Here is a 25698-nt window from a genome sequence, read left to right as displayed (position 1 = left end):
GGGGGGGGGCCACTTCCCCGATGCCCTACTGACGGCCCGCCACCGTCGGCGGCGGTCCGCCCCTTGCCCGCCTACCCCAGGCCACCGAGGCGGAGGGCGTCCTCGATCTCGCTGAGCTTCGAGGAGGACAGCACGCCCACCCGCTCGACCAGGTCGTCCCGGGACACGGTGGTCAGCCACGTGCACGGGGTGAAGCCCGGGCGCGGCAACGCGAACCGCAGGACGCCCTCGAAGGGCAGACCGTCCCCGGCACCCACGGCCACTTCGACGGCCAGACCGCTGATGTCGATGCCCGCCGGAGCGACGACCTGCATCGCCCGGAGCCCGGACGCCTCGTCTCCCGGCAGCAGCACGACCGGCCGTCGCTCGTCGAAGTCGACCCACCAGACTTCGCCGTGTCGCATTCCTCCTCCTGGCACGGTCTGCGGTGAGGGCGCTGTGCGGGCGAGTGCGGTCGCCGTTGCTCATCGGTGGGTGAAGACCGGAGAGCACGCGATGGCCGCGAGTCACAGCGTAGGCCGTGCAGCGCGGGCCGCCGTGAGCCGGAATGCGACACCACCGTGACGTGCGAGGTTGCGGTCGCGGAACTGCCAGCCACCTCGTGGTGAGCCCTGCTGGACTGAGCGCGAGACGCGCTGCCTTCACAGGACGGAACCGCCATGCAGGCCACCACCACTACCGTTCCAGTCAACGGCGAACACCTGCCTTCCCGGACCCCGCTGGCGGGGTGGCTGGGCGTGGTCTCGGTGATGTGGGGGATCTTCGTCATCGTCACCACCGAGATCCTGCCGATCGGGCTGCTGACCTCGATCGGGTCCGATTTCACCGTCACGAACGGGATGGCCGGGCTGATGATGACCATGCCGGGCTTCCTGGCGGCGGTCTCCGCTCCCCTGGTGACCGTGGCCACGGCGCGTTTCGACCGCCGACTGATGCTGTGCGTCTTCATGTTCCTGCTGGCACTCGCGAACTTCCTCGCCGCCGTGGCCCCCGACTACTGGCTCGTACTGGTCTCCCGGGTCCTGGTCGGGATCACGATCGGCGGCTTCTGGTCGATCGGAGCCGGGTTGGCCGAACGGCTGGTGCCGCCGGCCTCTGTCGGCAGGGCGACCGCTGTGATCTTCTCGGCCGTCCCGCTGGGGTCGGTCCTCGGGGTGCCGGCGGGCACGCTCATCGGGGATCTCGCAGGGTGGCGAACGGCCTTCGCCGTCATGGGGGCGCTGACCGTCGGCGTCCTGGTCATGCTGGTCTTGTTCGTGCCGCCGCTTCCCCCGGGCCAGGCCACTCGGCTGGGCGTGCTCAGCGGCCTGCTGCGCGGCGCCACCACCCGCTTCGCGCTCCTGCTGACGTTCCTCGTCGTGCTGGCCCACTTCGGTACGTACACCTACGTGACGCCGTTCCTGGAACAGGTCACCCACGCCAGCGGCGGTCTGATCACCACGTTCCTGCTGCTCTTCGGCGCCGCCGGCATCCTCGGCAACTGCCTGGGCGGCGCCTGGGTGGGCCGGTACCCGCGCACCGTCTTCGGGCTCGCGGCGGCCCTGATCGCCGCCGTGACCCTGCTGCTTCCCGCGTTGGGCCGCTGGGAGGCCGGCGCGGTGCCGCTGCTGATCGTGTGGGGCGTCGCGTACGGCGCCGTACCCGTCGCGTCGCAGACCTGGTTCGCCAAGGCGGCGCCGCACGCCCCGGAAGCGGCATCGGTCCTGTTCACCGCCTCGTTCCAGGCGACGATCTCCATGGGAGCGCTCGTGGGGGGAGTTCTCCTGGACCGCTCCTCCCCGACCTCGGTCATGGTGCTGGGCGGCTGCGTCGCGGTGCTCGCGGTCCTGGCGGCAGGGGCACACCTCGTCGGGCCGGGCCGCGCCGCTCGGCCCTGAACCCGCGGGCGGGTGGGCTCGATGTCGCGGCTGCCGTGCCGGCGCCGTTCCCTTCGCTCAACCCTCGTGCCGGCGGCGTTCCCTCCGCTCAACCCCCGTGCTGCTCGGGGCCGACGTCGAGGTCGCCCAGATGAGGCGTAGCTGGCCGATCTCGGCGACGTTCTTCATCAACTCGGCGTTCAGCCAGGCGACCATGTGGCCGACGGTGTTGTCCGGAGGGGCCTGCCACGGCAGCGCGGAGGTGGCGTCCAGGTCGGCGTCGGTGAGCCCGTCGAGGACCGTCAGCCACCGCGTCCGCAGGTCGCGGAGCCAGGCGACGGCCGCCGGACCGTCGCCCGGCCAGGTGATGTCGGTGCGCTCGCGGGGCGTACGTCCCTGTGCGTGGTCGATGGCGGTGCTCCACCACCAGCCGATGTGCCAGCTCACCCAGCCGATGGTGGGCACGGGGACGGGGTCGGGCTCGGTGTCGGCCCAGTCGGGCAGCCAGTTGCCGGCGGCGTCCGGGCGCACGGTCCAGGTCAGGTCGGTGGGCTCCCACAGGAACGCCTCGGGCGCGAGCCGCTCCAGGTGGTACTCGAACAGCGACCAGGTCATGTCGAACTGCCAACGCAGGAGTTCACGGCGCGGGTTGCTCATCGTGTGATCCTCGCATGCGGCCGTGTCCGCTTCCCGGGGAGGACGCCTGGAGCGTCTTTCCGGGGAGGACACCCGGAGTGTCCTCCCCGGGGAGGACCCCCGGAGCGCCCCGTTCCCCCGTCAGGGCCGGCGGCCTCGGCGCGTAACCCCCGCACGCACCACCCCAGCACCCTCCCGCGCTCCAACCCGGGCCGGCGGGGGCCTACGCCTGCGTCAACGGCCGTGCGGGCCACTCCCACCTTCCCGATCCACGGGACAGGCCAACCGCCGCTTGGCTACAGTCAGTCCGCCGTGGTGGGGCGCCGGGCGGAGGGCCAGGGTTCCGCGTGCCACGGTCGAATCCGGGGGGATCACGTGGAGATCGAGTTGGCCGACGCCGTCGCCGCTGTGCGCGACAGTCTCGTGGAGGCCGCGCGGCGCGGCGAGGGGCAGGACGTCACCTTCGACGTCGGCCCGATCGAGTTGGAGTTCCTGGTCGAGGTCCGCCGGGAGGCGCGGGCGGGTGGGGGGCTGCGCGCCTGGGTCGTCACCGCGGACACGGAGGGTTCCGCGGCGCGTAGCCGCAGCCACCGGGTGATGGTGACCCTCACCCCCCGGCGCGGCGACGGCCCGGTGCGCATCGTCGCGCAGGGGCAGGGGCAGGGGCAGGGGCAGGCGCAGGGCCCGGCGGCCGGCGCGTTCCCGGACGGCGGCGCTGCCGGCCGGCGGCCCAGGTGACGGGGCCCGTTTCCAGCGTTTGACGGTGGCATCGGTACGGAACGGGGGGCGTCCGGTGAGTGGTAACCGTGTGGTGCGGGTGGCGTGGGCGGACAACTGGGGGGCGGGGTACGAGATCGCGCCCGGGCTGGTGCTGACGGCCGCACACGTCGTGGGCGAGGTCGACTCACCGGTCGGCGTCGCCCGGATCGGGACGAGCGTCGACCATCCCGGGCTCGTCGTGTGGCGCGGGATGCCGGAGGGCGGCGGCGCCGGCGAGCACGCGTCCCACAAGGACGCCGCGCTGGTGCGTGTCACTTCGGAAAGCTGGGAGCCCGCCGGGCCGGCCCGGGTGTTGTGGGGGCGGATCGCCGGGGACAGCGCGTCCGTCGCGTGGCGCGCCACCGGTTTCCCGCACACCGAGCACCGCTCCCGCGAGTCGGAGCAGGCACGGGGCCACATCAGCCCCCTCAGCGGTCTGGTCGGCGGTGTGTACGTGCTGGACGGCACGACCTACCGGCCCAGGGGGACCGAGGATTCCGCCTGGAACGGGATGTCGGGAGCGGCCGTGCTGTGCGGCGAACTCGTGGTGGGCGTCGTCGTCGTCGACATCCCCGACCGCGTCCCGGCGCGGCTGGAGGCGGAACCGGCCGTCGTCCTCCTTGACGACGCGTCGTTCCTCGCCGCCCTGGACGCGCACGGGGCGCGCGGCCCGCACGTGCCCCAGCCCGTCGAGTACGCCGACCTCGCCGACCCCGACCACCACGCCGTCACGCGCCACCCTCCGCGCTCGGCCGTCGAGTTGCTCCACCCGGCGCGCGCGGTCGTGCCCTTCCACGGCCGCGCGGCGGAGTTGCGCGCGCTGACCGCGTGGACCGAACAGGCCGACAGCGAGGTCGCCGTCGTGCACGCCCCCGGCGGCCGGGGCAAGACCCGGCTGGCGGTGGAGCTGGCCCGAAGCCTCCAACCTCGGTGGTCCGTCATGTGGTTACGGCCCGGTGCCCAGCCGGGACACGACACGTGCGCGCCCGGGTTGCCCCTGCTCGTGGTGGTCGACGGGGCCGACGGCCGCGTCGAGGAGACGGGGGCCGTCCTGGACTTCACCGCGCGACACCGCGAGGCGCCGGTCAAGGCGCTCCTGCTCGCCCGCTCGGCCGGCGACTGGATCGAGGAGGTCGCCGGGGACTCCCTCCAGCGCGGCGCGATGCTCTCGACCGCGCTGGTGCGTGAACTCCCCGAACTGCCGCTGGGCGGTCTCGACGGCTACCGCAGCACCGCCCGCGCCCTGGCCCACGAGTTGGAGGCGCTCTCCGGTCACGACGGGCCGGCGTGGCGCGGGTTCGTCGCGCGCACCCCGCCGCCCCTTCCCGAGGGCACCCACGGCTCCCCGCTCACCCTGCACATGGCCGCCCTGGTGCACCTGCTGGACGCGGCGCAGGGAGTGGCGGCCAGCGCGGGAGACACCCAGGCCGTCGAGAAGCGGCTGCTCCAACACGAGCGGGCGCACTGGCGCGGCACCGCCCAGGCACACCGGCTCTGCCCTCCCCTGCTGTGGCGGACACTGGAGGACGCGGTGGTGGCGGTCGTGGCCCTGGGGCCGAGCGGGCCGCGCGAGACGACCGCCGTGCTCGCCCGCGTGCTCGGCACCGACCACGGCGGCGCGGCACCCGGTGGGCTGCGGGCCGTGCACGCCTGGGTGCGGGCCGCGCTCCTGGCCGACGGTGACGCCGTCGTACGCCTGCGGCCGGACCGGCTGGCCGAACGGCTGGTCGGCGAGCACGTCCGGGACAGCCCGGACCTGGTCGACGCGCTGCTGCCGGCCGCCACCGCCGACCAGGCCACCAGCTTCCTCGCCCTCGTCACCCGGGCCTGCGTACGGGACGCCGGCCCCGACACCGAAACGCTGACCGACTGGTGCCTGCGGCACCCGGCGGTGCTCGGCCCGGCGGCCGTCGCCCTGGCGTCCCGCCTGGAGGACCCGGCCCCGCTGCTGGCCGCGCTGGAAGCGCTCGTCGACCGCCCCGGTGTCGGACTCGACGAGTTGGAGCACCTGGCATCGGCCGTCCCGCCACACCCGTACCTGCTGGCCCCCTGGGTGCTGACCCTGCACCGGCGCATCGTCGCCGCCCACCGGCTGCGGGCCGCCACCGACCCGGCGGCGCGCCCCGGCCTGGCCGTCGCGCTGCGCGAGATCTCCAAACGCCTGTCGTCCGTGGGCGAGCGGGAGGAGTGCCTTGAGGCGGTACGGGAGGCGTACGACCTGTGGCGGGAGATCCCGCCGGACCACCCGCGCCACCAGGCCGAACGCGGAGCGTGCCGGGTCAACGCGGCCATCTTCCTCGCCGACGTCGAACGCCGGCGGGAGGCGTACGAGGCCGCGACGGAGGGCGTGGAGCTGTTGCGGGTCGCGCTGCGCCCGGACGACCCGGAGAGCCGGGTGGACCTGGTGAAGGCCCTGGACACGCGCGCGACGGCGGCGCGCCTGCTCGGCGACCACGACACGGCCTGGCGCGTGGTCGAGGAGAGCCGGCGACTGTGTGAGGCCCTGTGGGACGGCGACCCCGAGGCGCACGACTCCCTCATGGTGAACCACCTGAACAACCACGCCATCGTCGCGATGGAGTCCGGCCGCCGCGACATCGCCCTGGCGTCGACCCGCAGGGCGGTCAGGCTCCAGCGGCGGCTCGCCGACGATAACCCCGACGCCGAGTTGTCGGGCCTCGCCCTGGTCCTGGCCACCGCCTCCTCCGCGGCCCAGTTGGCCGGTTCGCACCGCGAGGCGCTGGCCGACATCCGCGAGTCCGTCGCCCTCCGCAGACGGCTCGCCGAGGCGCGCCCGCGCGCGGACCTGGCGAACAGCCTCAACAGCCTCGCCATCGACCTGGGCAACCTGGGGAACCTCGCCGAGGCGCTCGACGCCGCCGAGGAGTCGGTGGCGCTCTACCGCGACCTGGTCGACGGGCGACCACACATCCACACCCCCCGCCTGGCACTGGCCCTCAACACCCTCGCCACGCAACGCCAGGCCAACGGCTACCGCCTTCGGGCACAGCGGGTCGCGAGCCAGAGCGTCCACCTCTTCCGCGAGCTGGCCCGCGCCGAACCCGACGGCTTCCGCAACCTCCTGGCCATGTCCCTCACCACTCTCGCCGGCACGCTGCGGTCCGAGGACGGGACGCCACTGGAGACGGCTCGCGCGATCGACCACTTCCGGGAGGCCGCGGACATCCTGCGGGAGCTGGCCGACTCCGCGCCCGCGGCCCACCTGCCGGACCTCGCCGGCTGCCTGAACAACCTGGCGGGTGCCCACCTCGCACTCGGCGACCCCGCCGCGGCCCTGGCGACGGTCCGGGAGTCCATGGCGGTCAACAGCGGGGCGGAGCGGGACCTGCCGGCGGCCTTCGCCGAACCGATGCTCAGGAACTGGCTGACCGCCATGCGCATCCACTACGACCTCGGGGACCTCGAGAACGCGCTCGAAGCCGCCGAGGAGGCCCTGCGCCGGCTGCGTACGCTGTCCGTCGAGGCGCCCCTGCGCTACGAGACCGACCTGTGGAGCGTCCTGGCGACCACCGGGGAGCTGCTGTGGATCGGCGGGCAGCACGAGGAGTCCGTCAGGCGGTCCCGCGAGGCGCTGGACATCAGGGACGGCTGGGTCCGGCGGGGCGACGGCGAACAGCGCCGGGAGCACCGGGCCGAGCAGGCCGGCGACCTGGAACGGCACGTGCGGCGGCTGTGGTGGCTCGGCCGCACCACGGAAGCGGCCTCGACCGCCGCCGAGCTGTGCGCGCACCGGCGCGCGGAACACCAGCGCCTGGGCGACGAGGCCGCCGGGCTCGCCCTGGCCCTCGCCGAGGCGCTGCACGCCGAGATGCTGGACGCCTGCGGTCGCCGGCGGGAGGCCCTGGCCCCGGTGGAGAGCGCCCTCGCCGGGCTCCGCGCCCGCCATGCCGGTGACCCGTCCGGCCTGCGCGCCGAACTGTCGACCGTGCTCCTGCGCCGGGCCGGCCTGCTGTGGCGTACCGGCGACCCGGCGGCGGCGGTCGCGAGCGTCGAGGAGGCGCTCGCGGTCGCCCGCACCGACGCCGAACCGCCACTTGCCGACGCCACGGTGGGGGACGCCCTGCTGCAACGAGCCGTGTTGCGCTTCGAGGTGGCCGCCGCCTCCGACACGGCCGCGCCGGAGGCCGCCCTGCCGCTGTTCGCCGAGGCCGTCGAGTTCTGCGCTGCGCTACCCGACGACACCTGGGGCACGGCGCTGCGCGCCGGGTCGCTGCACGCGTTCGCCCTGTGCGCGGCGGCCGTTCCGGGCAGCCGGGAGGAGGCCGTCGCCGCGAGCGAGGAGGCCGTACGCGTCCTGCGCGGCCTCGGCGACGGGCCGGCTCCGCTGGGGTTCGTGCTGACCGAGTTCCTCGCCGGGCAGGCCCGGGTGCTCGCCCTGACCGGGCAGGCGCGACGGGCCACGGAGGTGGCGCGGGAGGCGGTCCGGCGGGCGCGTGAGCACGCGGCCGGGGAGCCCCACACCCACCGGGAACTGCTCGCCCACGCGCTGGCCAGCCTCGCCCGCGCCCGGTTGGCGGCGGGCGACCGCTCCGACGCCGCCCGCGCCACGTCGGCCGAGGCCGTCAGCCTGTTCCAGGACCTCCTCGCGGAAGAGCCCCTGGCCATGGCCCGGCACGCGAGCGAGGCGCGGGAGGTCCACGACCTGCTGCACGCGGGCCGCGCGGGAGCGGCGGAGGAACCGGTTCCGTCACCCTGAGCGCTGAGCGGGCGCTGTGCGGTCGGGCGGCGCCTGGTCGGGCGGCGCGTGGTCGGGTGCCGCCTGGACGGCGTCGGGGCCGGTGGCTGAACCGCGTACCCGCGCCGCGCAGCACACCGCGCGCCAGGCGGAGTGCCAGGCGGTGGCCTCAGCCGACGGGAGCAGGTTGGCGCAGAAAACCGAGCAACAGGTCCGTGGTGTCGGACGGCCGCTCCAGGCTGGGCAGGTGTCCGGCCCACGGCAGTTCCACGTGGTCGGCGTGCGCGAGCAGGCCCGGCAGCCGGGCGGCGATCTGGCGGAAGTCGGTCACGTCGTGCCGGCCCGACACGGCGAGGCAGCGGGCCTCGATCGCCGTCAGGTCGATCTCCGCCTGGAGCGGCCAGAACTCCTCGTCGACGGCCAGTTGCACCTCGAAGGCGTGCCGCTGCATCCGGCGTACCGCTTCCCGGGCGGCCTCGTCGGCCTCCGGGCCCAGCCAGGTGTCCACCATCAGTTCCGTCGCGCCGGCGACGTCCCCCGCTTCGAGCAGCGCGTCCTCGCGCGCACCGATCGCCCGCAGGTCGGCCGAGGGCTCGTGCCCGGGAAAGGCGGAGCACAGCAGCGCCATGGCGCTCACCCGCTCCGGCCACCGCGCGGCGACCTCCAGGGCGACCCGCCCGCCGTACGAGGACCCCACCAGGGCCACCCGCTCGATCCCCAGGCTGTCCAGGAGGTCCAGCACGTCGTCGGCGTTGCTGTGGGGCCGGTCCGGAGCGGGGGTCTCGCCGAAGCCCCGCAGGTCACAGCGGACCAGTCGGTAACCGGCATCGATCAGGGTTGGCCACTGTGCGTCCCACATCCGCCGGTCACACACCCCGGAATGCAGCAACAACACCGCGGGACCGTCGCCGGCCACGTCATGAGAGAGAGTCATCCGGCAGACCCTACGCAGTAACCCTTCGTGGCGCCTCCCGGTAACGCCGCCCGCCCGACCCGGCCCCACCTCCGGGGCCAGCCCAGCCCGTCCAACCCACCTGCCCACCCGTACCGACACACCCGGACCGACCCACCCAGGTCGACCCACCCAGTGACCAATCCAACGCGGCGCTCCGGCGGGTCGCCGGGCCTGTCAGACTGCTTGGTATGGACATCCTCCGGAGGAACAACGTCACCGTCGCCGGCAACCCGCAGGGCCCCACGGTCGTGCTGGCCCACGGGTTCGGCTGTGACCAGAACATGTGGCGGCTGACGGTGCCCGCGCTGGCCGACGCCTACCGCCTCGTGCTCTTCGACTACGTGGGGTGTGGCCGCTCGGACCTCACCGCCTTCTCCGAGGAGCGCTACGCCTCACTGGAGGGTTACGCTCGGGACGTGGTGGAGGTGTGCGAGGCACTCGACCTGCGGGACGCGACCTTCGTGGGGCACTCCGTCAGCTCGATGGTCGGCGTGCTGGCGGCGGAGACGGCTCCGGAGCGGATCGGTTCGCTGGTGATGGTCGCGCCGTCCCCCCGGTACGTCGACGACGAGGGCTACCACGGCGGGTTCAGCGCGCAGGACATCGACGAACTGCTCGCGTCCCTGGAATCGAACTACCTGGGCTGGTCGGCGGCGATGGCTCCGGTGATCATGGGGCACCCGGACCAGCCCGAACTGGGCGAGGAGCTGAAGAACAGCTTCTGCGCGACCGACCCGGACATGGCCCGCGTGTTCGCCCGCACCACGTTCCTGTCCGACACCAGGGACGACCTCGGGCGGGTCAAGATCCCGACGCTGGTCCTCGAATGCGTTCAGGACGTGATCGCGCCCCGGGAGGTCGGCGCCTTCGTGCACCAGGCGATCCCCGGTTCGACGCTGGTCACGCTCGACACGACGGGTCACTGCCCGCACCTGTCCGCGCCCGAGGCGACCAACGAGGCCATCCGTGACTTCCTGGCCGGCCTACCTCGTTGACCAGCACCGACCAGCAGCCAGAGCCACACGAGTCCGAAGACGAAGGAGCCCCCGACATCCAGAGCCACCGCGACTCCACGCCGGACGCGGCCTTCGCCGCGTTGCTGGAAGACAGCGCCGAGGAACTGTACGAGGCAGCGCCCTGCGGCTACCTCTCCACGTTGATGGACGGCACCATCGCGAAGATCAACACCACCTTGCTGGACTGGCTCGGCCTGGAGCGGGACGCGGTGCTGGGCCGGATGCGGTTCGCCGACCTGCTGACCGTGGGCGGCAAGCTGTACCACGAGACGCACTTCGCTCCCCTGTTGCGGATGCAGGGTGACATCAGCGGCATCGCCATGGAACTCAGGTGTGCCAACGGCGACCGGATGCCCGTGCTGGTCTCCTCGGTGGTCAAGCACGGCGAGAGCGGCGAGCCCCTCCTCATCCGCACCACCCTCTTCGACGCCCGGGACCGCCGCGCGTACGAGGAGGAACTGCTTCGCGGACGCAAGGCGGCCGAGGAGGCCCGCAGGCAGGCGGAGGCCGACCGCGCTCGGCTCCAGGACGCCCTCACCGTGTTGCAGAAGTCCCTGCTGCCCGACACCCTGCCGACGATCCCCGGGGTGGAGACGGCGGCCCACTACCACATCGCATCCCCGGACCGGCTCGGCGGCGACTTCTACGACGTCTTCCCCCTCGACGGCGAACGCTTCGCCTTCTTTCTCGGCGACGTGTGCGGCAAGGGGCCGCAGGCCGCCGCGGTCACCTCGCTGACCCGCTACACCCTGCGCGCCGCCGCCCTGCACGACGCCGACCCCGCCGCGGCCCTGGCCACGCTGAACACCGTGCTGCACGACCGCTACACCGGCAGCGGGGACCCGCGCTACTGCACCGCCATCTTCGGCATCCTCACCCCCGGTGCCAGCCCTGGACGGCTCAGCGTCCACCTCGCCTCGGGCGGCCACCCTCCGGCCGTCGTCCTGCGCGCCGACGGCACAGCCGCCTTCCTCCCCACCCCGGGCGGCCTCCTCGTCGGTGTGCTGCCCGACGCGCACTTCGCCACCGCCGAGACCGTCCTCACACCCGGCGACACCCTCCTGCTCTACACGGACGGGCTCACCGAGGCCCGCACCGGCACCGACCGCACCAGCCTGTACGGGGACGAGGCCCTGCTGGCCTTCGCCGCCGACCACGCCGGCAAGTCCGCCGTGGACGTCATCGGGGCCCTGACCGACCTGCTCGCCAGCTTCGGGGACGGCCTCGACGACGACACCGCCCTGCTCGCGCTGGGTGTCCCACCCCTCACCGCGCGGCCCTGACCCCGGCCCTCCTCCCCCTCCACTCCGTGATGCCACTCCCACCTGAAGAACAGCCCGTGAGCATGCTGAAGATCACCGCCCGAGACGCCGCGACCGGCCCCGTCCTGGAGGTTTCCGGTGACCTGGACTACCGCGACGCCACCCAGCTCAGGGAACGCGTCACCGCGACCGTCCTGCAACCGGGCCAACGCCTGATCCTGGACCTGAGCGGCCTGGAGTTCTGCGACTCCAGCGGCATCAGCGCCCTGATCGCGGCCCACCACCACGCGACCACCCTGGGGGCGAACGTCGCCCTGGCGGCCGTACCCGCTCCCACCCTGCGCATCCTGCGTCTCATCGGGTTGGACACCATCATCCCCCTCCACCCCGACAGCGACCCCGGCGCCCTCGCCTGACCAGCGGCAAGGTCACGTCGGGAGGCAGGCCGAGTCAGGGACGGACCAGCGGGAGGAAGATCGTGTCGACGATCTCCTCGATCACCTCGGGCGCGACGGGCCGTAGCGTCATCATCGTCTCGCCGCGCAGCAGGTCGAACGGGAGCGAGGCGATCCGTGGCGTGAGCTTGGCCGGGTCGATCTCGCCGCGCCCGATGGCGCGTCGCATGATCTCGTCCCGTCCGGAGCGGCGCCCGGCGACGAACATCTCGCGCAGGTCGGCGAAGCTGGACTCGGCCTCGGCGAAGTAGTCGACGAGCAGCAGGCTGAGTTGGGTGAGGAACGGCCCCCGCGTCTCGCTCAACTCGGTGAGGGTGGCGATCAGGTCGCCGCGCAGCGACCCGGTGTCCGCCGGCGGGGCCAGTTGCGCGTCGTTGCGGCGCACGACCGCCGCCTCCACCAGCTTCTGCTTGTCCGCCCAGCGCCGGTAGAGCACCGGCTTGCTGGTGCCGGCCCGCCGGGCGACGGAGTCGACGGTCAGGTTCGCGTACCCCCGCTCGCTCAACTCCTCCCAGGCCGCGTCCAGGATCGCCGCCTCCAGCGCTTCGCCCCGCCGTCGTCCCACAACACTCCTTAGAACCTTTGACGTTTCTTATCGGCGCACCCTACTCTGACGAATAAGAAACCAGAACGTACCCTAAGAGCCTTCGCGTGAGCCTTCGTCAGAGCCTGGACGAGCGCCCCGGGCGCCGCCGCCCGCGTAGTCGCCCCCTCCGCACCCACCTCCGGTCGTGCCGGCACCGTCGCGGCCCCGGAGTAAGGAGCCCTTCATGCAGCAGAGCAGCACCGGAAGCGCGGATGCCGGGCCGCACACGAGATGGAACGGGCGACTCATCGGCCTGGTGGCCGTCCTGGCCCTGGTGAACTTCGTGGTCGACTCGGCCATCGCCGCGCCGCTGCTCGTCCTGCCGGAGATGCTCGACCACTTCGACACCGACCAGGCGGCGTGGCTGAACGCCACCGCGATGCTGGCGGGCGTGATGTGGGCGCCCCTGCTCGGGAAGAGCGCCGATATCCACGGAAAGCGCCGGGTGCTCGTGTTGACCCTGCTGCTGAGTTGCGCCGGCGCCCTCTTGTGCGCCGTCGCTCCCAGCGTCTGGTTATTCGTGCCGGGCCGCATGCTCCAAGGAGCGTCGCTGGCGGCCGTGTTCCTCGCCGTCGCCATCGTACGGAGCGTCTGCGCGCCCCGCATCGGGATGCTGATCGTGGGCATCGTGACCTCCGGGTCCGCGGTGCTCAACATCGCGTCCCGGTTTCTCATCGAAGACATGGCCAGGGAGTTCGGATTCCAGGTCCTGTTCCTCGTATCGGCCTTCGTCGCCGTCGCCATGGCCCTTTGCGTGCACCGCTTCGTCCCCGAATCCCTCGTCAGGACGCCGGGCACCATCGACGTCGGCGGCGCCCTTCTCCTCGGCGGAGGACTGGCGGGCGTGCTCGGTTATGTCAGCCTGGGATCGGACCTCGGTTGGCTCGCCGTCGGCCCGCTGACTCTCCTCGTCGGTGGCGGCGCGGCGCTGGCCCGGTGGTCTCTCTTCTCCAGCCGAAAACCCCAACCCCTGATCGACGTTCGGGATCTCGGCCGGCCGTTGGTGCTGACACTTCTCGTCGTCTTTCTCGGCGCCGGTTCGTACCAGAGCACCCTGCAACTCGTTCCGCTCATCAGCGACGTCTCGGCCGATCAGGATCTCGGATACGGACTGGCCGGCCAGGGAACGGTGGCGCTCCTGCTCTCGGCGCCGGGGCTGGGCGTCACGCTCGGCGGCCCGGTGGCCGGCTGGCTCACCGCACGCGTCGGGCCGGCCAAAACCCTGGCCGGGTCGGTCGCGCTCGGAACGGTGGCCACCATCGGCATGTTCCTCGGCGTTTCCCACCTCTCCGCCGCGCTCTGCTTCACCTTCCTGCTGGGCGTCACGGTGGGCGGGCTCGGAACGTCCGGCTTCACCATGGCGGGCAGCCTGGCGCCGGCCGAACGTCAGGGAATCGTGTCCAGCCTGGTGATGGTCATGGTCTCGGTCGGTTCGGTGGTGCTGAACTTCGTGGGCGCGGCCGTGCTCAAGTCGACCGCCGTGGACGTCGACGGAGAATGCATGAACTCGTCCACGGGCGTTCTCAGTTACCTCGCGATCGCCTGCGGCGCCTTCGCCAGCGCCGCGGTGCTGGTCTTCCTCCTCGTACGCGCCACCCGCCCGGGCTCCCCTTCGCCGTCGCCCGACCGGAACCGCGACCACGACCACGACCTCGGACGGGACGCGGTCGCCGGGAATCCGTGAGCAGGCCGAAAAGAAACCGCCAGCAGAATCCGACAGTTTCGTCGCGGGCCAGGTGCTACCGAATGGGCCCGCGCATCTCTCATCACACGTCGAGGAGTTGACGCATGGGCACACGCACGACGTCGCAGGGCACGGTCCTGGTTTCCGGCGCGAGCATCGCGGGAGCCGCCGTGGCGTTCTGGCTGCACCGGTACGGATACGCGGTGACCGTGGTGGAGAAGTCCGCCGGAGTGCGGAACGGCGGATATCCGATCGACGTACGGGGCACCGCCGTGGGGGTGGCGCGCCGCATGGGAATACTGCCGCGCCTTCGGGAGGCGCACATCGCGTCACGGCGGTTGACCTTCCTCCACGCCGACGGCAGCACGGTCGCCTCGGTGCGCCCCCAGGCCGTGGCCGGCGGCGTCGAGGGACACGATGTCGAGGTCCCGCGCGGGGAGTTGACCAGAGTTCTGTACGGGGCCGTGAGGGACGAGGTGGAGTTCGTGTTCGACGACTCCATCGACACGCTCACGGACCACGGGCACGGCGTCGACGTCACCTTCCGCAGCGGCGTCCGGCGCGGCTTCGACCTGGTCCTGGGCGCGGACGGGCTGCACTCGCGCACCCGGGAACTCGTCTGCGGCCCGGAGCGGCCATTCCACCACTACCTGGGGTACTGCTTCGCCATCTTCACGATGCCCAACACCCTGGGGCTCTCCCACGAGGCGCTGATCTGGAACACCCCCGGTCGAGCCGCCGCGCTCTACGCGGTCCGGGACAGCGCGGAACTCCACGCGTTCCTCACCTTCGCCCACCCGCGACCGCCGTACGAGGCCCTTCGCGACCCCGCGGCACAACGCGAACTCGTCGCCGCCACCTTCGCCCACGACGGATGGGAGATACCGGAAATGGTGGCCGCGATGCACCGCGCCACCGACCCGTTCTTCGACACCGTGAGCCAGATCCGCATGCCGCGCTGGTCCAGCGGTCGCACGGCATTCCTCGGCGACGCCGCCTACGCCCCGTCGTTCCTCACCGGCCAGGGCTCCAGCCTCGCCCTCGTCGGCGCCTATCTGCTCGCCACATCGCTGGCCACCCACCGCGGCGACCACACCGCCGCCTTCGCCGCCTACGAACGCGAAGCCCGCGCGTTCGTCGAACTCAACCAGGCGCAGGTCGCCACGGGAGACGCCGCGCTCTTCCCCACCACCACCGAAGCCCTGGAAAAGCGCGACCAGAAACTCCGCGGCCTCACCACCACGCCCCCGAGAACCGGCCGCCCGGCCCACACCGCCCTCACCCTTCCCGACCCCGCCGATGCCGGCGGGCCGGCTTCACCGGCTCATCCAGCCACGTCCCACTGACCCGGCCCAGGGCCTGCCCGAAAAAGCACACCGGACAGGCCCTGGGCCCGAAAGGGAAAGCAGGGGACGCGCATGACCGCCCCGGGCTTGACCACCCAGGTTCAGTGCTTGAGGGTGAAAGTGAAGCCGTCGGAGAGCTTGCCGGTCAGCCGTACGCCCGAAACGAGCTTGCCCGCCACGATCAGCCGCTCGACCTCGGCCCGCGAAAGACCGCAGCCTTCGGCGATCAGCCGCACCGGCCGGACGGGAATCCGCGCCGCGAAACGCACCTCGACATCGATCACCTCGCGGTCCAGGTAATCCGATTCCCCCGTATCGAGGCGCCAGGCATCATCCCAATCCAGGGCGATCCGATCGCGGCGCCGTACCACCGGGTCCCGCAGCAACTCGGCCGCCAACCCGGGATCGTTGCCGTGCAGCCGAGCCAACAACGCGGGTCGTACGGAACGCACGTTCACCCGCTCCAGAACAGGGAGCTTCACTGTCGCCCCGCACCCCGTACAGAACGCGAGGAGCCAGGCGTCGAGGAGTTTGTGGTGGGCGTTGACGCGAAATTTTCCGTTCGCCCGCAATCGCTCGGACGCGCACGTGTGGCAGCGTCGGACAATGAGCGGCAGGCAGGTGGGCATGACCACCCAACTGGTGAGCACAGAAGTACACCGATTTCAGTGAGAAGTCCGCAGCAAAAGGAGCGCGGCACGCACAGGGCGTGACGCGCGACGATTCAGCGCTCGGGAGGTCTCACAGGGTGTACAACGGCATGTCCTTGCCTGGACGACGTGTTTCCGCCGACACGGTAGGGGCCGATACCGAAGCCGTTCCACTGGTTTTCCGGTAGCGCCGCGCCGCGCGTTCCAAGACCGGCGGTCGCTTGACCCTCACGCGGCGTGATGCCGCATTCTCAGGGGCGTGGAAGAGCACCTGACCGTGGGGCGCGTGGCCGAGTTGGCCGGGGTGAGCGTCCGCACGCTGCATCACTACGACGAGATCGGCCTCGCCCAGCCGTCCGCGCGGACCTCGGCCGGCTACCGGGCCTATTCAGCGAGCGACGTGGAGCGACTGCGGGAGGTACTCGCCTTCCGGCGGCTGGGCTTCGGCCTGCGCGAGATAGCCGACCTGGTGGACGACCCGCACACCGACGCGGTCGCGCGCCTGCACCGACTGCGCGGCCTGCTCTTGGACCAACGCGACCGCGCGGCCGCCATGGTCACCGCCATCGACAAGGAACTGGAGGCACGGGCCATGGGAGTCCGGACGACGTCGGAGGAGCGACTGCACCCCTTGGGCGCGCGGTTGTACGAGAACATCGGGTCCGCCTATCCGGCGACGCGGCGCACCGAGCCGCGGATCGCCGCGCAGGTCTGGCAGGCGCTCGGGGACGCGCGGACGGTGCTGAACGTGGGCGCCGGCACCGGCTCGTACGAGCCACCGGACCGGGACGTGATCGCGGTGGAACCCTCGGCGGTCATGCGGGCCCAGCGCCCCGAGGGATCGGCACCGTGCGTGGCCGCCGCCGCGGAGCGGCTGCCGTTCCCCGACCGGTCCTTCGACGCGGCCATGGCGTTCAGCACCGTGCACCACTGGCGGGACCCGATCGCCGGGCTGCGCGAGATGCGACGGGTGGCCCGGCGCGTCGTGGTCTTCACGCACGACGCCACCGACGCCGGCTGGCGCGACCGCTTCTGGCTCAGCCGCGACTACCTGCCCGAGGTCGGCCACCTCGTCGCCGGCCGCCCCTCGGTGGACCAACTGGCCCGCGCGTTCGGCGCGCGCCTGGAGCCGGTCCTCATCCCGTGGGACTGCGCCGACGGCTTCTTCGAGGCGTACTGGCGCCGCCCCGAGGCGTACCTGGAGGAGCCCGTACGCCGCGCGATATCCGTGTGGACCCGCGTCGGCCCGGAGGCCGAGCGGCGGGCGGTGGCCGCGCTCCGCGAGGACCTGTCATCGGGCCGCTGGGCCGAGCGCAACCGCCACCTGGTCGACCTGGACGCGGCGGAGCTGGGCCTGCGGCTGCTCGTCGCCTGACCGGGGGCGCGCGGGGCCGCAGGGCTGTCCGTGCGGGCACCGGCCGCGCTGGGCTCGGCCCCAGGTCCTGCCGGCCGGCTCCTTGATGGTGCGGTTGATCCGGTTGAAGAAGTTGGTCAGCGCGATCTCCAGGGTGATCGCTCCGACCTCCTCCTCGGTGAAATGGGCGCCGGCCTCCTCCCAGATCTCGTCGGTGACGCCCGCCGCGCCGTCCTGTAGCCGGGTGGCCGCCTCCGTCAGCGCCAGGGCCGCGCGCTCCGCTTCGGTGGAGAACGGCGCCTCGCGCCACGCCGCCACGTTGTGCAGCCGCTCGTCGGTGTCGCCGGCCTTCACTCCCGCGGCGGCACCGGCGTGGACGCACGCCGAACAGCCGTTGATCTGGCTGGCGCGCAGGTGGACGAGCGCGAGCAGCTTCGGGTCCACGCCCCCGGCGGCGACCGCCTTGTGGAGGTCGCCCCCATCCTCGGCAGGTCAGCCGACGCGACCAAGATGCTCACCAGCCGCGCCCGCAGGAAGGCGCGGGCCGCCCGGCGGCCGGAAGGCCCCGGACGGCACCAGCGCGAGGTGGTCCGGGCCTTCCTGGCCGCGGCCGGCGAGGGCCGGTTCGACGAGCTGCTCCGGGTCCTGCACCCCGAGGTGACGTTCACCGCCCACACCCCGGACGGCCCGTTCGTCACGATCGGAGCCACCGAGGTCGCCACCCGCGCGCGCCTGGCCGGCAGCGCGGCACGCGGACACGCGGCGACCGTCAACGGCCTCCCCGGCGTCATCTCCTGGCACGAGGACGGCACCCCGCTCTCCCTCCTCGCGTTCACCGTCGCGGATGGCCGCATCACCGACATCACCGCCGTCGTCGACCCGGCCACACTCGCGCTCCTGGACCTGCCGCGCCCGGTGTGAGTCCTCGCTTCGCCGTGGCGACCGGGCCCTCAGCCGGCCCGCACCCCCACCCGCCCGGCGGCCACGATCGCCTCGGCCAGCGCGTCCGGCTGGGACAGGAAGGGCGAGTGGGAGCAGTCGAGTTCGGTGACCTCGGTGGGCGTGGCCGAGACGGTGTCGATCTCCTTGACGAAGCGATACTGCAAGGTCGCGGGGATCACGTTGTCCCGGCCACACACCACGTACGCGTGCGGCACGCTGCCGTAGCGCTCCTGGGTGACGGTCAGGGGCTCCAGCGGAATGCCCGCCGGCCCGTCCGTGCTCAGCAGCGCGATGGTGGCGTCGGCCGTGCGGTCGTCGACGTCGTTGTAGAAGGTCTCCTTGATCTGGTCGCGCCGCTCCGGGTCGCCGAAGTCGATGCGGGCCGCGCCCACCACCATCGGATCGGCCGCGAGGTGCCGGCTCACCATCTCGCCCGCGTTCTCCGGACAGGTGTTGTAGTAGCCCGCCGGCGCCCCGCTCACCGGGGCGAACGCGGAGACGTAGACCAGGCCGGCCACGAGTTCGGGGACCAGCTCGGCCACGGCGGTGGCGACCACGCCGCCCATGCTGTGGGCCACCACGAGGACGGGTTGGCCGCCGCCGACGGTCCGTATCTGCTCGGCGAGTACGGCCGCCGCGGACGACGCGGTGACCGCCGCCACCGGCGACGGCTCGGTGGCGAACGACGCCGTGTCGAACGGCCGCGCCCAGCGGGCGCGCGGCGCGGGGCCGCGCAGCCCGTGCCCCTCCAGATCGACCGCGACCGACGGCACGCCCCGCGCGGCCAACCGCTCGACCACCGGGCTCCAGCACCAACTGCCGTGCCAGAAACCGTGTACCAGGACCACGGGCAGGGAGTTGTTCATGCTCTCCTCTAACGGTTCGTGTGGGGTGGGCACCGACCGGCAGCGTAGACCGCGTTGATGTTGGTGCGGCAGATGGTCACACCCGCGACGCCGGTCGACACCCGGCAACTGGCCGGTCGACGCGCGTCGTTGGAGCGCCGGGCGCGGCGATCCGCTACGGGCTCACGCGTCACCCCGGACTCGGGCGTGCGGATGCCTGTCGTGCCAGCCGTCCGCGTGCCGCGACAGCAGCGCGCCGTCGAACGACACGAGCGTGGGCTGTGCGGAGTGGGACAGCCTCCCCGTGGGGATGACCGGCGCTGGCGACAGGCTCATGGTCAACATCATCGCCTGGCACGGGGAAGGGTTCCACACCCCGCCCGGGCGCGTGCGTGGACCGGTGGCTGGTGAGGGTGGCCGGTAAGTTCGCCCCCAGGGTCACCCCGGGGGCCGGGCCTTCTTCCCGAGGATCGGGCAGGCGGATTCCGTCGCCGAAGCGGAGGTCGCGGGCGCCCCGGCCGGGCCGCCGAGCTGACGCAGGATCTCCACCGAGAGCAGGTCCTCTCTGCCCTTGAAGGCGTCGGCGACCACCGGGTCGGTCGGCAGGACCATTTCGGCCGAGACGTTGTCCGCGACGATCCTGGCGAGATTGTCCAGGGCGACGGAGATGGGGTCGCGCGGGATCTCGACGGTCGACAGGTCGATGAGATGGGTGGCGACCTTCGCCGGATTCATGCACCGCCTGATGATGATCGAAGCCTGGTTCGCCTCGGATGTCGTCCAGATCGACAGCACGACCGTGTACAGGTCCTTCCACTGCTCGTCGCCGACCGTCGCCCGCCACTTCCGCATGAGACCTTCCACCCCGGAGATCTGGGCCGAGGCCGCGTACTCCATGGTGGTGCGGATGCTCGGGTACGTCGCGGCGGAGAACCTCGTGAACGACGCCATGTCGAAGGTTTCGTCTCTCACGGAATCGCGGACGAACGTGAGTGACTCGTCGAGGATCTTTCGACAGGACAGTTCCAACTTCCGTGGCAGGTGGGCGTTCACGAGCTGCCGACGCGCGGTGGTGAGCGTGGTGGCGTACTCCTGGAGGGGGCCGATCCAGTCGACCGACCCAGGCCCCCTGAACGCGACCATGTCCAGGTCGTGTGGGTCGATGCGGCTGGCGTTGGGGAGGTTGGGCACGGTGTCGCTGACGTACGCGGCGAGGATCGAGAAGAGGCCCTGGGGTACGTGGCTGATCGACTTCGCCAGCTCGAACAGCTCCGGCACCGGGCAGATGGTCTCGGGTGGGCTTCCGTCGCGGATGAGCGTGAATCTTCCGCCCGTGGCGTCGTTCTGGACGACGATCACGGGACTCAGACGCGTGCTCAGTTCGGACTTGAGGGCGGCGTAACTGGCACGCATGCCGACGTTGGCCGCCCGGATCGCGTCACGGGCCCGCGCCTCGGCGTGCGTCACGCCCGCGGCTGACGGTGCGGGGGCGGTGGTGGCGGCTGCGGCCGGGGTGGTGCCGAGGAGCGTCGTGGCTCCGATCGCGGACGTGGCGTCGATGAATGCCCTGCGGGTGACCACGGCCGGGGACGGAGCCGGATCACCGCCGCCGGAACAGATACGCCCCACACAACCCCCCGATCACCGCCACCGCGGCCAGCGCCAGCCACAGCGGCATGGTGACCTCGGGGATCAGCAGGCGGATCTTGACCTGGCGGGTGTTCTCGAAGATGAAGATCAGGCCGAGGACGCCCAACACGAGGAGGGCGATCCTGCCGGGCGTGAAGAACTCGTGTGTGCGCCCGCCTGCGCCGGTGTCCGGCCTTGTCTTGGGACTCATGACGCGCCCTTCCCTCGAACATCGGACCGCCCCGCACGTCCGGTGGCGTCCCGTCGCGTCCGGCCACGTCCGGTCACGCCTGGAGTGCGGCTTACCTCCCAGCATGCGGCGCGGCCGGCGGCGCGCACCGCGTGGCGGCGGGGCGTAGGCCAGACGGGTGAGGGGTGGGCGGGGAAAGGCCCAGGGGCGCGCCCGCTCGCGCGCCCCTGGGGGTCTGGCCACTCGGCGTGCTCAGGCGCTGCCGGTCGGCCACTCCCGTATCGCCGCCGCGACCACCGCGAGCGCGTCCGGCTGGGTGAGCTGGGGGTGCAGGCAGTCGATGTCGTGGTTGACCAGGCGGCCGGTGACGTAGGGCTGCCACGCGTCGCGGGTCAGCCAGTCCTCGGGGCGGGGGGCGGCGGCCGTGAAGAACAGGACGTCGCCGTCGAAGGCGCGGTGCTCGTGCTCGCGCATCAGGGTCGCGTTGTTGACCACGATGTCCACGACCGCCGAGAGGGTGTACTCCGGCAGGCTGGCCAGCGCGCTGCCCTCGCGGCGCAGCGTGTCGAGCACCTGCTCGCGGGTGAGCGCGCGGCCCTCCTGGATGTCGAAGCCGGCCATCCGCAGCAGCGCGCGCGGGGCGTCCGCCTGGGCCGGGATGGCCAGGTCGCGCCACTGGTCGGAGGGGTAGGCGTCCATGAGGGCCAGCAGTTCGACGCGCTCCCCCGCCTCCTGGAGGCGGACGGCCACGGTGTGGGCGACGACCCCGCCGACCGACCAGCCGAGCAGCCGGTAGGGGCCGTGGGGCTGGACGGCGCGGATGTGGTCGAGGTAGTCGGCGGCCATCTCCTCCATGGTGGCGGGCAGCGGCTCGGGGGCGGTCAGGCCGCGGGCCTGGAGCCCGTACACCGGCTGGTCGGGGCCGAGCGGGGCCAGCAGGCCCGCGTAGCACCAACTGATGCCGCCCGCCGGGTGGAAGACGAACAGCGGGGGCCTGGCGCCGCCGGGGCGCAGCGGGAGCAGGACGCCCAGCGCGTCGTCCGCGGCGCCGGCGCCGCCCTCGCCCTCGGCGGCGGCGCGCAGCCGCTCGGCGAGCGCGGCGGGCGTGGGGGCCTGGAAGAGGGTGCCCAGGGCGAGTTCGACGCCCAGCGTCTCGCGGATGGCGGCGACGAGTCGCATGGCGAGCAGCGAGTTGCCGCCGAGGTCGAAGAAGCTCTCCTCGACGCCGGCCTGGTCCACGCCGAGCGCCCGCGCGAACAGCCGGGTCAGGGTCTCCTCGCGGTGGCTGCGCGGGGCGCGGCCGGGTCCCGTGGTGGCGGCCGGGGGCGCGGGGAGCGCCTTGCGGTCGAGCTTGCCGTTGGGGCTCAGCGGAAGCGCGTCCAGAACGACGATGGCGCTCGGCACCATGTAGTCGGGCAGCCGCGCCGCGAGGTGCTCCCGGAGCAGGGCGGGGTCCGGGCCGCGGCCCACATCCGGCGTCCCCTCGGGGACAGCGGCGCCTGTGCGCCGGGCTCGGGCGGCAGCGTCGGGCCCCACATGACCGGCCCGCTCCGGCGCCGTCGGCGCGGCAGCCACGTGCGTGCTCTCATCGCTCCCCATCGCTGGACGGTCGGCCCCGGCGGCGGCATCCGCCGGAGCCGACCGCCCGGTCCGCGCGGCGGGCTGGTGGCCCGTCACGTAGCCGACGAGGCGCTGGTCGCCCGGCCGGTCCTCGCGGACCAGCACGCAGGCGGCGGCGACCTCGTCCGTGGCGGCCAGGGCCGCCTCGATCTCGCCGAGTTCGATGCGCAGGCCGCGCAGCTTGACCTGGTGGTCGGTGCGGCCCAGGTACTCCACGGCCCCGTCGGCCCGCCAGCGGGCCAGGTCGCCGGTGCGGTACATGCGGGCGCCGGGCTCGGCGGCGAACGGGTCGGCCACGAAGCGGGCGGCGGTCAGGTCGGGTCGCCCGAGGTAGCCGGTGGCGAGTTGGACGCCGGCGAGGTAGAGCTCGCCGGCGACGCCGGGCGGGCAGGGTTGGAGCGCGGCGTCCAGGACGTACAGCCGGGTGTTCCACACCGGCTTGCCGATCGGTACCGGGCCGCTCTCGCCGGGCACGCACGGGTGGTACGTGACGTCGACAGCGGCCTCGGTCGGGCCGTACAGGTTGTGCAGTGGCACGCCGGGCAGCAGGCGGTGGAAGTCGGTGACGGTCTCCCGGGGCAGCGCCTCGCCGCTGCAGAAGACGCGGCGCAGGCCGGTGCAGTGCGCGGCGCCCGGCTCGGTGAGGAAGACGCCGAGCATGGACGGCACGAAGTGGACGGTGGTGATGTGCTGGTCGCGGATGGTGCGCGCGAGGTAGGCCGGGTCCTGGTGCCCGCCGGGCTCGGCGACCACCAGCGTGGCGCCCTCGCGCAGTGCCCAGAAGAACTCCCACACCGAGACGTCGAAGCCGGAGGGGGTCTTCTGCAACACGCGGTCGTCGGCGCGCAGCGGGTAGGTGTCCTGCATCCAGCGCAGCCGGTTGTCGATCGCCCGGTGCGGGACGACGACGCCCTTGGGGCGGCCGGTGGAGCCCGAGGTGTAGATGACGTACGCGGGGTGGTGCGGGGTCAGCGCGCGGCCCGGGTCGGTGCCGGGGAAGCGGGCCAGGTCGGCCCGGACCTCGGGGTCGTCGAGGACGAGGGCCGGCACGGCGGTCTCGGGCAGCGCGCCGTGGGTGGCCCGGTCGGTGAGCACGCACGCCGGGGAGGCGTCGCCCAGCATGTACGCCAGGCGCTCGGCCGGGTAGTCGGGGTCGAGCGGCAGGTAGGCGCCGCCCGCCTTGAGGACCGCGAGCAGCGCCACCACCAGGTCCACCGAGCGGGGCAGGGCGACGGCGGCGAGGACGCCGGGGCGTACCCCGAGTTCCGTCAGGCGCCGGGCGACCCGGTTGGCCCGCGTGTTGAGCTGCGCGTACGTCAGCGTCTGGTCGCCGAAGACGAGGGCGGGGGCGTCCGGGACGCGGGCCGCGCGGTACTCGATGGGGCCGATCAGCGTGGTGGGCGGCAGGGCGCGGGCGGTGTCGTTGAAGTCGGTGAGGACCAGGGTGCGTTCGGCCGGGGTGAGCACGGACAGCTCGCCCAGCGGCGCGTGCGCGTCGGTGGCGGGGTCGGCGATGCGGGCCAGCAGGTCCAGGAAGCGGCGCTGGTGGCCGGCGAGGTCGTCCTCGGCGTACAGCCTCGGGTTGCCGTCGTAGTCGATGCGCAGGCCGGTGCCGTCGGCGCGGTCGTAGATGTTGACGGTGAGGTCGTCCACCGGTCCGGTGGACAGGTTGTGCGCGTCCGAACGGGCGCCGGCGAAGGTCAGCCCGTAGTCGAAGGGCATCACGTTGACCAGCGGGCCGACCAGGGCCCGGCCGTCGCCGAGCAGTCCCAGGTCGCGGCGGATGTCCTCGTACCGGTAGCGCTGGTGGCGGCGGACGGCGCGGATACCGAGGACGACCTGGCGCACCAGGTGGGCCAGGGTGTCCTCGGGGCGCACCCGCAGTCGTAGCGGCAGCACGTTCATCACCATGCCGGGGATGCGCAGCGCGGCCGAGCCCATGCGGCCCATCATCGGGACGCCGAGCACGACGTCCTCGCTGTGCGTGGCCCGCGACAGGTACAGCGCCTGGGCGGCGAAGAGCAGGTCGGGCCAGGTGGCGCGGAGTTCGGCGGCCAGCGTGCGCAGCCGCTCGGTCTCCTGGTGGCCCAGGTACGCGGTGCGGCGCAGGAAGGTGTGGTCGGGCAGCGCGGTGCGGCCGGCGAGGCTGGGCGCGTCGGGCAGGTCCAGGGCGCGCGGGGCGCCGGCCTCGGTCGCGGTGGCCGGGGTGTCGGTGCCGGCGGGGGGCGCGGCGCCGAAGGTGGCCGCCCAGTGGGCGCGGTCCTTGGCGTAGCCGTCGCCGGCCCGGTACGCCTGGTCGTCGGCGATCAGGTCGGTCAGTCGGCCGAAGGGGCTGGGCGTGGGCTCGGCGCCGGTGGCCAGGGCCGTGTAGACCTCGGCGACGCGGCGGGCCAGGAGCGAGTAGCCGTAGCCGTCCATGACGAGGTGGTGCACGCGCTGGTACCACAGCCAGCGCTGGTCGCCGACCCGGAACAGGGCGTGCTGGAACAGCGGGCCGCTGGCCAGGTCGAAGGGCTTGGCCAGGTCGGCGCGCATCCAGGCCAGGGCCGCCGCGTCCGGGCCCTGGTCGGTGTCGGCCGCGTCGCGCAGGTCCGCCTGGTGCAGCGGGAAGGCGCGGCGGGCCGCGCCTTCCGGGTGCGCGGGCCGGGTCGCGGCCGGGCGGCCGGGCGGCTCGATCTCGATGGGCACCTGGCGGGGCCCGGCCGCGTCCCCGTCGGCGTCCCCGTCGCCGTCACCCGCGATGACGCGTACCCGCAGCGCGTCGGCCTCGCCGGTGGTGCGGTGCAGGGCCTCGGCGAAGACGGCCGGGTCGATGGGGCCGTGGATCTCGATGTACTCGGCGGTGTTCTGGGCCGGGCTGTCCGGGTCGAGGGCCTGCGCGAACCACATGCCCGACTGGGCCGAGGTCAGCGGCAGCCCGGGCGCGGGCCGCGCGGCGTCGGTGGCCGCCCCGCGCCGTGGGACGGCCGGATCGAGCAGAGTGGTCATGTCCGCGCCCCCAGGAGGGGGGCCCACCGCTCGATGGCGGGCTCCTCGGCGAGGTCCACGAACGTCACCTCGACGCCGTGGTCCCGGCGCCAGCGCTCGACCAGGGCCATGACACGGACGGAGTCGAGGCCGTAGTCGACCAGGTTCTCGTCGTCGGGGATGTCGGCGGGGTCCTCGCCGAGCACGTCGGCGACGTCGGCGCGGATCTGCTCCACGGTCAGGGCCATCG

The 25698-nt window shown here is 73.1% G+C and carries 21 protein-coding genes and 1 pseudogene; 10 read left to right on the top strand and 12 right to left on the bottom strand.

Annotation, left to right across the window (positions count from 1 at the left end; all coding sequences use genetic code 11):
* Nucleotides 1-71: 71 nt before the first annotated feature.
* The gene (locus tag AC3CHW_RS29065) at nt 72-404 is read right to left on the bottom strand and encodes a type II toxin-antitoxin system PemK/MazF family toxin (protein WP_488468414.1); all 333 of its coding nucleotides are present in this window, start codon (nt 402-404) and stop codon (nt 72-74) included.
* Between the two features lie 255 nt (nt 405-659).
* On the opposite strand from AC3CHW_RS29065, the gene AC3CHW_RS29060 reads away from it, so the two are divergent.
* The gene (locus tag AC3CHW_RS29060; protein ID WP_488468413.1) at nt 660-1877 is read left to right on the top strand and encodes an MFS transporter; all 1218 of its coding nucleotides are present in this window, start codon (nt 660-662) and stop codon (nt 1875-1877) included.
* A gap of 57 nt (nt 1878-1934) precedes the next feature.
* On the opposite strand, the gene AC3CHW_RS29055 is transcribed toward AC3CHW_RS29060, so the two are convergent.
* The gene (locus tag AC3CHW_RS29055; RefSeq protein ID WP_488468412.1) at nt 1935-2513 is read right to left on the bottom strand and encodes a DinB family protein; all 579 of its coding nucleotides are present in this window, start codon (nt 2511-2513) and stop codon (nt 1935-1937) included.
* 354 nt (nt 2514-2867) lie between these two features.
* Here AC3CHW_RS29055 and AC3CHW_RS29050 point away from each other — a divergent pair, with 354 nt between their 5' ends.
* The gene (locus AC3CHW_RS29050) at nt 2868-3230 is read left to right on the top strand and encodes a trypco2 family protein (RefSeq protein WP_488468411.1); all 363 of its coding nucleotides are present in this window, start codon (nt 2868-2870) and stop codon (nt 3228-3230) included.
* Between the two features lie 55 nt (nt 3231-3285).
* Nucleotides 3286-7968, top strand: a complete 4683-nt coding sequence (locus tag AC3CHW_RS29045; RefSeq protein ID WP_488468410.1) for a hypothetical protein — start codon at nt 3286-3288, stop codon at nt 7966-7968.
* 148 nt (nt 7969-8116) lie between these two features.
* On the opposite strand, the gene AC3CHW_RS29040 is transcribed toward AC3CHW_RS29045, so the two are convergent.
* Nucleotides 8117-8881, bottom strand: coding sequence for an alpha/beta fold hydrolase (locus AC3CHW_RS29040; RefSeq protein WP_398610003.1), 765 nt, complete (start codon nt 8879-8881; stop codon nt 8117-8119).
* Between the two features lie 209 nt (nt 8882-9090).
* Between AC3CHW_RS29040 and AC3CHW_RS29035 the strand changes: the two genes are divergently transcribed.
* From AC3CHW_RS29035 to AC3CHW_RS29025, 3 genes are read left to right on the top strand one after another with little or no spacing between them, the layout of a single operon-like run.
* Nucleotides 9091-9897 (top strand): alpha/beta fold hydrolase, encoded by an 807-nt coding sequence (locus AC3CHW_RS29035; RefSeq protein WP_488468409.1) that lies wholly within the window; start codon nt 9091-9093, stop codon nt 9895-9897.
* The gene (locus AC3CHW_RS29030) at nt 9894-11201 is read left to right on the top strand and encodes a PP2C family protein-serine/threonine phosphatase (RefSeq protein ID WP_488468408.1); all 1308 of its coding nucleotides are present in this window, start codon (nt 9894-9896) and stop codon (nt 11199-11201) included. Before AC3CHW_RS29035 ends, AC3CHW_RS29030 begins: the two co-directional genes overlap by 4 nt.
* Before the next feature lie 56 nt (nt 11202-11257).
* Complete coding sequence (locus AC3CHW_RS29025; RefSeq protein ID WP_488468407.1) at nt 11258-11596, top strand: STAS domain-containing protein; 339 nt, start codon at nt 11258-11260, stop codon at nt 11594-11596.
* Between the two features lie 34 nt (nt 11597-11630).
* Here AC3CHW_RS29025 and AC3CHW_RS29020 read toward each other — a convergent pair whose 3' ends face one another.
* Nucleotides 11631-12200, bottom strand: a complete 570-nt coding sequence (locus AC3CHW_RS29020) for a TetR/AcrR family transcriptional regulator (RefSeq protein WP_488468406.1) — start codon at nt 12198-12200, stop codon at nt 11631-11633.
* A 205-nt stretch (nt 12201-12405) separates the two neighbouring features.
* On the opposite strand from AC3CHW_RS29020, the gene AC3CHW_RS29015 reads away from it, so the two are divergent.
* Nucleotides 12406-13905 (top strand): MFS transporter, encoded by a 1500-nt coding sequence (locus tag AC3CHW_RS29015; RefSeq protein ID WP_488468405.1) that lies wholly within the window; start codon nt 12406-12408, stop codon nt 13903-13905.
* A gap of 104 nt (nt 13906-14009) precedes the next feature.
* The gene (locus tag AC3CHW_RS29010; RefSeq protein WP_488468404.1) at nt 14010-15251 is read left to right on the top strand and encodes an FAD-dependent monooxygenase; all 1242 of its coding nucleotides are present in this window, start codon (nt 14010-14012) and stop codon (nt 15249-15251) included.
* Nucleotides 15252-15352: 101 nt separating this feature from the next.
* Here AC3CHW_RS29010 and AC3CHW_RS29005 read toward each other — a convergent pair whose 3' ends face one another.
* A complete protein-coding gene (locus AC3CHW_RS29005) occupies nt 15353-15901 on the bottom strand; it encodes a DUF1062 domain-containing protein (protein ID WP_488468403.1) in 549 nt (182 codons plus the stop codon).
* Between the two features lie 259 nt (nt 15902-16160).
* On the opposite strand from AC3CHW_RS29005, the gene AC3CHW_RS29000 reads away from it, so the two are divergent.
* A complete protein-coding gene (locus tag AC3CHW_RS29000) occupies nt 16161-17276 on the top strand; it encodes a MerR family transcriptional regulator (RefSeq protein WP_488468402.1) in 1116 nt (371 codons plus the stop codon).
* 60 nt (nt 17277-17336) lie between these two features.
* On the opposite strand, the pseudogene AC3CHW_RS28995 reads toward AC3CHW_RS29000, so the two are convergent.
* Nucleotides 17337-17726 (bottom strand): annotated as a pseudogene (locus AC3CHW_RS28995) (carboxymuconolactone decarboxylase family protein); the annotation flags it as partial.
* Between AC3CHW_RS28995 and AC3CHW_RS28990 the strand changes: the two are divergent.
* Nucleotides 17670-18176, top strand: coding sequence for a sigma-70 family RNA polymerase sigma factor family protein (locus tag AC3CHW_RS28990; RefSeq protein WP_488468401.1), 507 nt, complete (start codon nt 17670-17672; stop codon nt 18174-18176). The pseudogene AC3CHW_RS28995 and the gene AC3CHW_RS28990 overlap by 57 nt on opposite strands.
* 29 nt (nt 18177-18205) lie before the next feature.
* On the opposite strand, the gene AC3CHW_RS28985 is transcribed toward AC3CHW_RS28990, so the two are convergent.
* The 6 genes from AC3CHW_RS28985 to AC3CHW_RS28960 all read right to left on the bottom strand — a co-directional run bounded on the left by AC3CHW_RS28985 (nt 18206) and on the right by AC3CHW_RS28960 (nt 25696).
* Complete coding sequence (locus AC3CHW_RS28985; protein ID WP_488468400.1) at nt 18206-19063, bottom strand: alpha/beta fold hydrolase; 858 nt, start codon at nt 19061-19063, stop codon at nt 18206-18208.
* 162 nt (nt 19064-19225) lie between these two features.
* The gene (locus AC3CHW_RS28980; RefSeq protein ID WP_488468399.1) at nt 19226-19378 is read right to left on the bottom strand and encodes a hypothetical protein; all 153 of its coding nucleotides are present in this window, start codon (nt 19376-19378) and stop codon (nt 19226-19228) included.
* Nucleotides 19379-19480: 102 nt separating this feature from the next.
* Nucleotides 19481-20623: a hypothetical protein gene (locus tag AC3CHW_RS28975; protein ID WP_488468398.1), complete on the bottom strand. Its 1143-nt coding sequence runs from the start codon at nt 20621-20623 to the stop codon at nt 19481-19483.
* Between the two features lie 19 nt (nt 20624-20642).
* Nucleotides 20643-20882, bottom strand: coding sequence for a LapA family protein (locus tag AC3CHW_RS28970; RefSeq protein WP_381166990.1), 240 nt, complete (start codon nt 20880-20882; stop codon nt 20643-20645).
* 231 nt (nt 20883-21113) lie between these two features.
* The gene (locus tag AC3CHW_RS28965) at nt 21114-25469 is read right to left on the bottom strand and encodes an amino acid adenylation domain-containing protein (RefSeq protein WP_488468397.1); all 4356 of its coding nucleotides are present in this window, start codon (nt 25467-25469) and stop codon (nt 21114-21116) included.
* Nucleotides 25466-25696 (bottom strand): phosphopantetheine-binding protein, encoded by a 231-nt coding sequence (locus AC3CHW_RS28960; protein ID WP_176160880.1) that lies wholly within the window; start codon nt 25694-25696, stop codon nt 25466-25468. The genes AC3CHW_RS28965 and AC3CHW_RS28960 overlap by 4 nt, the downstream gene beginning before the upstream one ends.
* Nucleotides 25697-25698: the final 2 nt, after the last annotated feature.

The organism is Streptomyces sp. MGP-BFMKR1 (assembly GCF_057766585.1).
The sequence above is the reverse complement of the archived record's forward strand: the minus strand, read 5'-3'. Positions and strand labels throughout refer to the sequence as shown.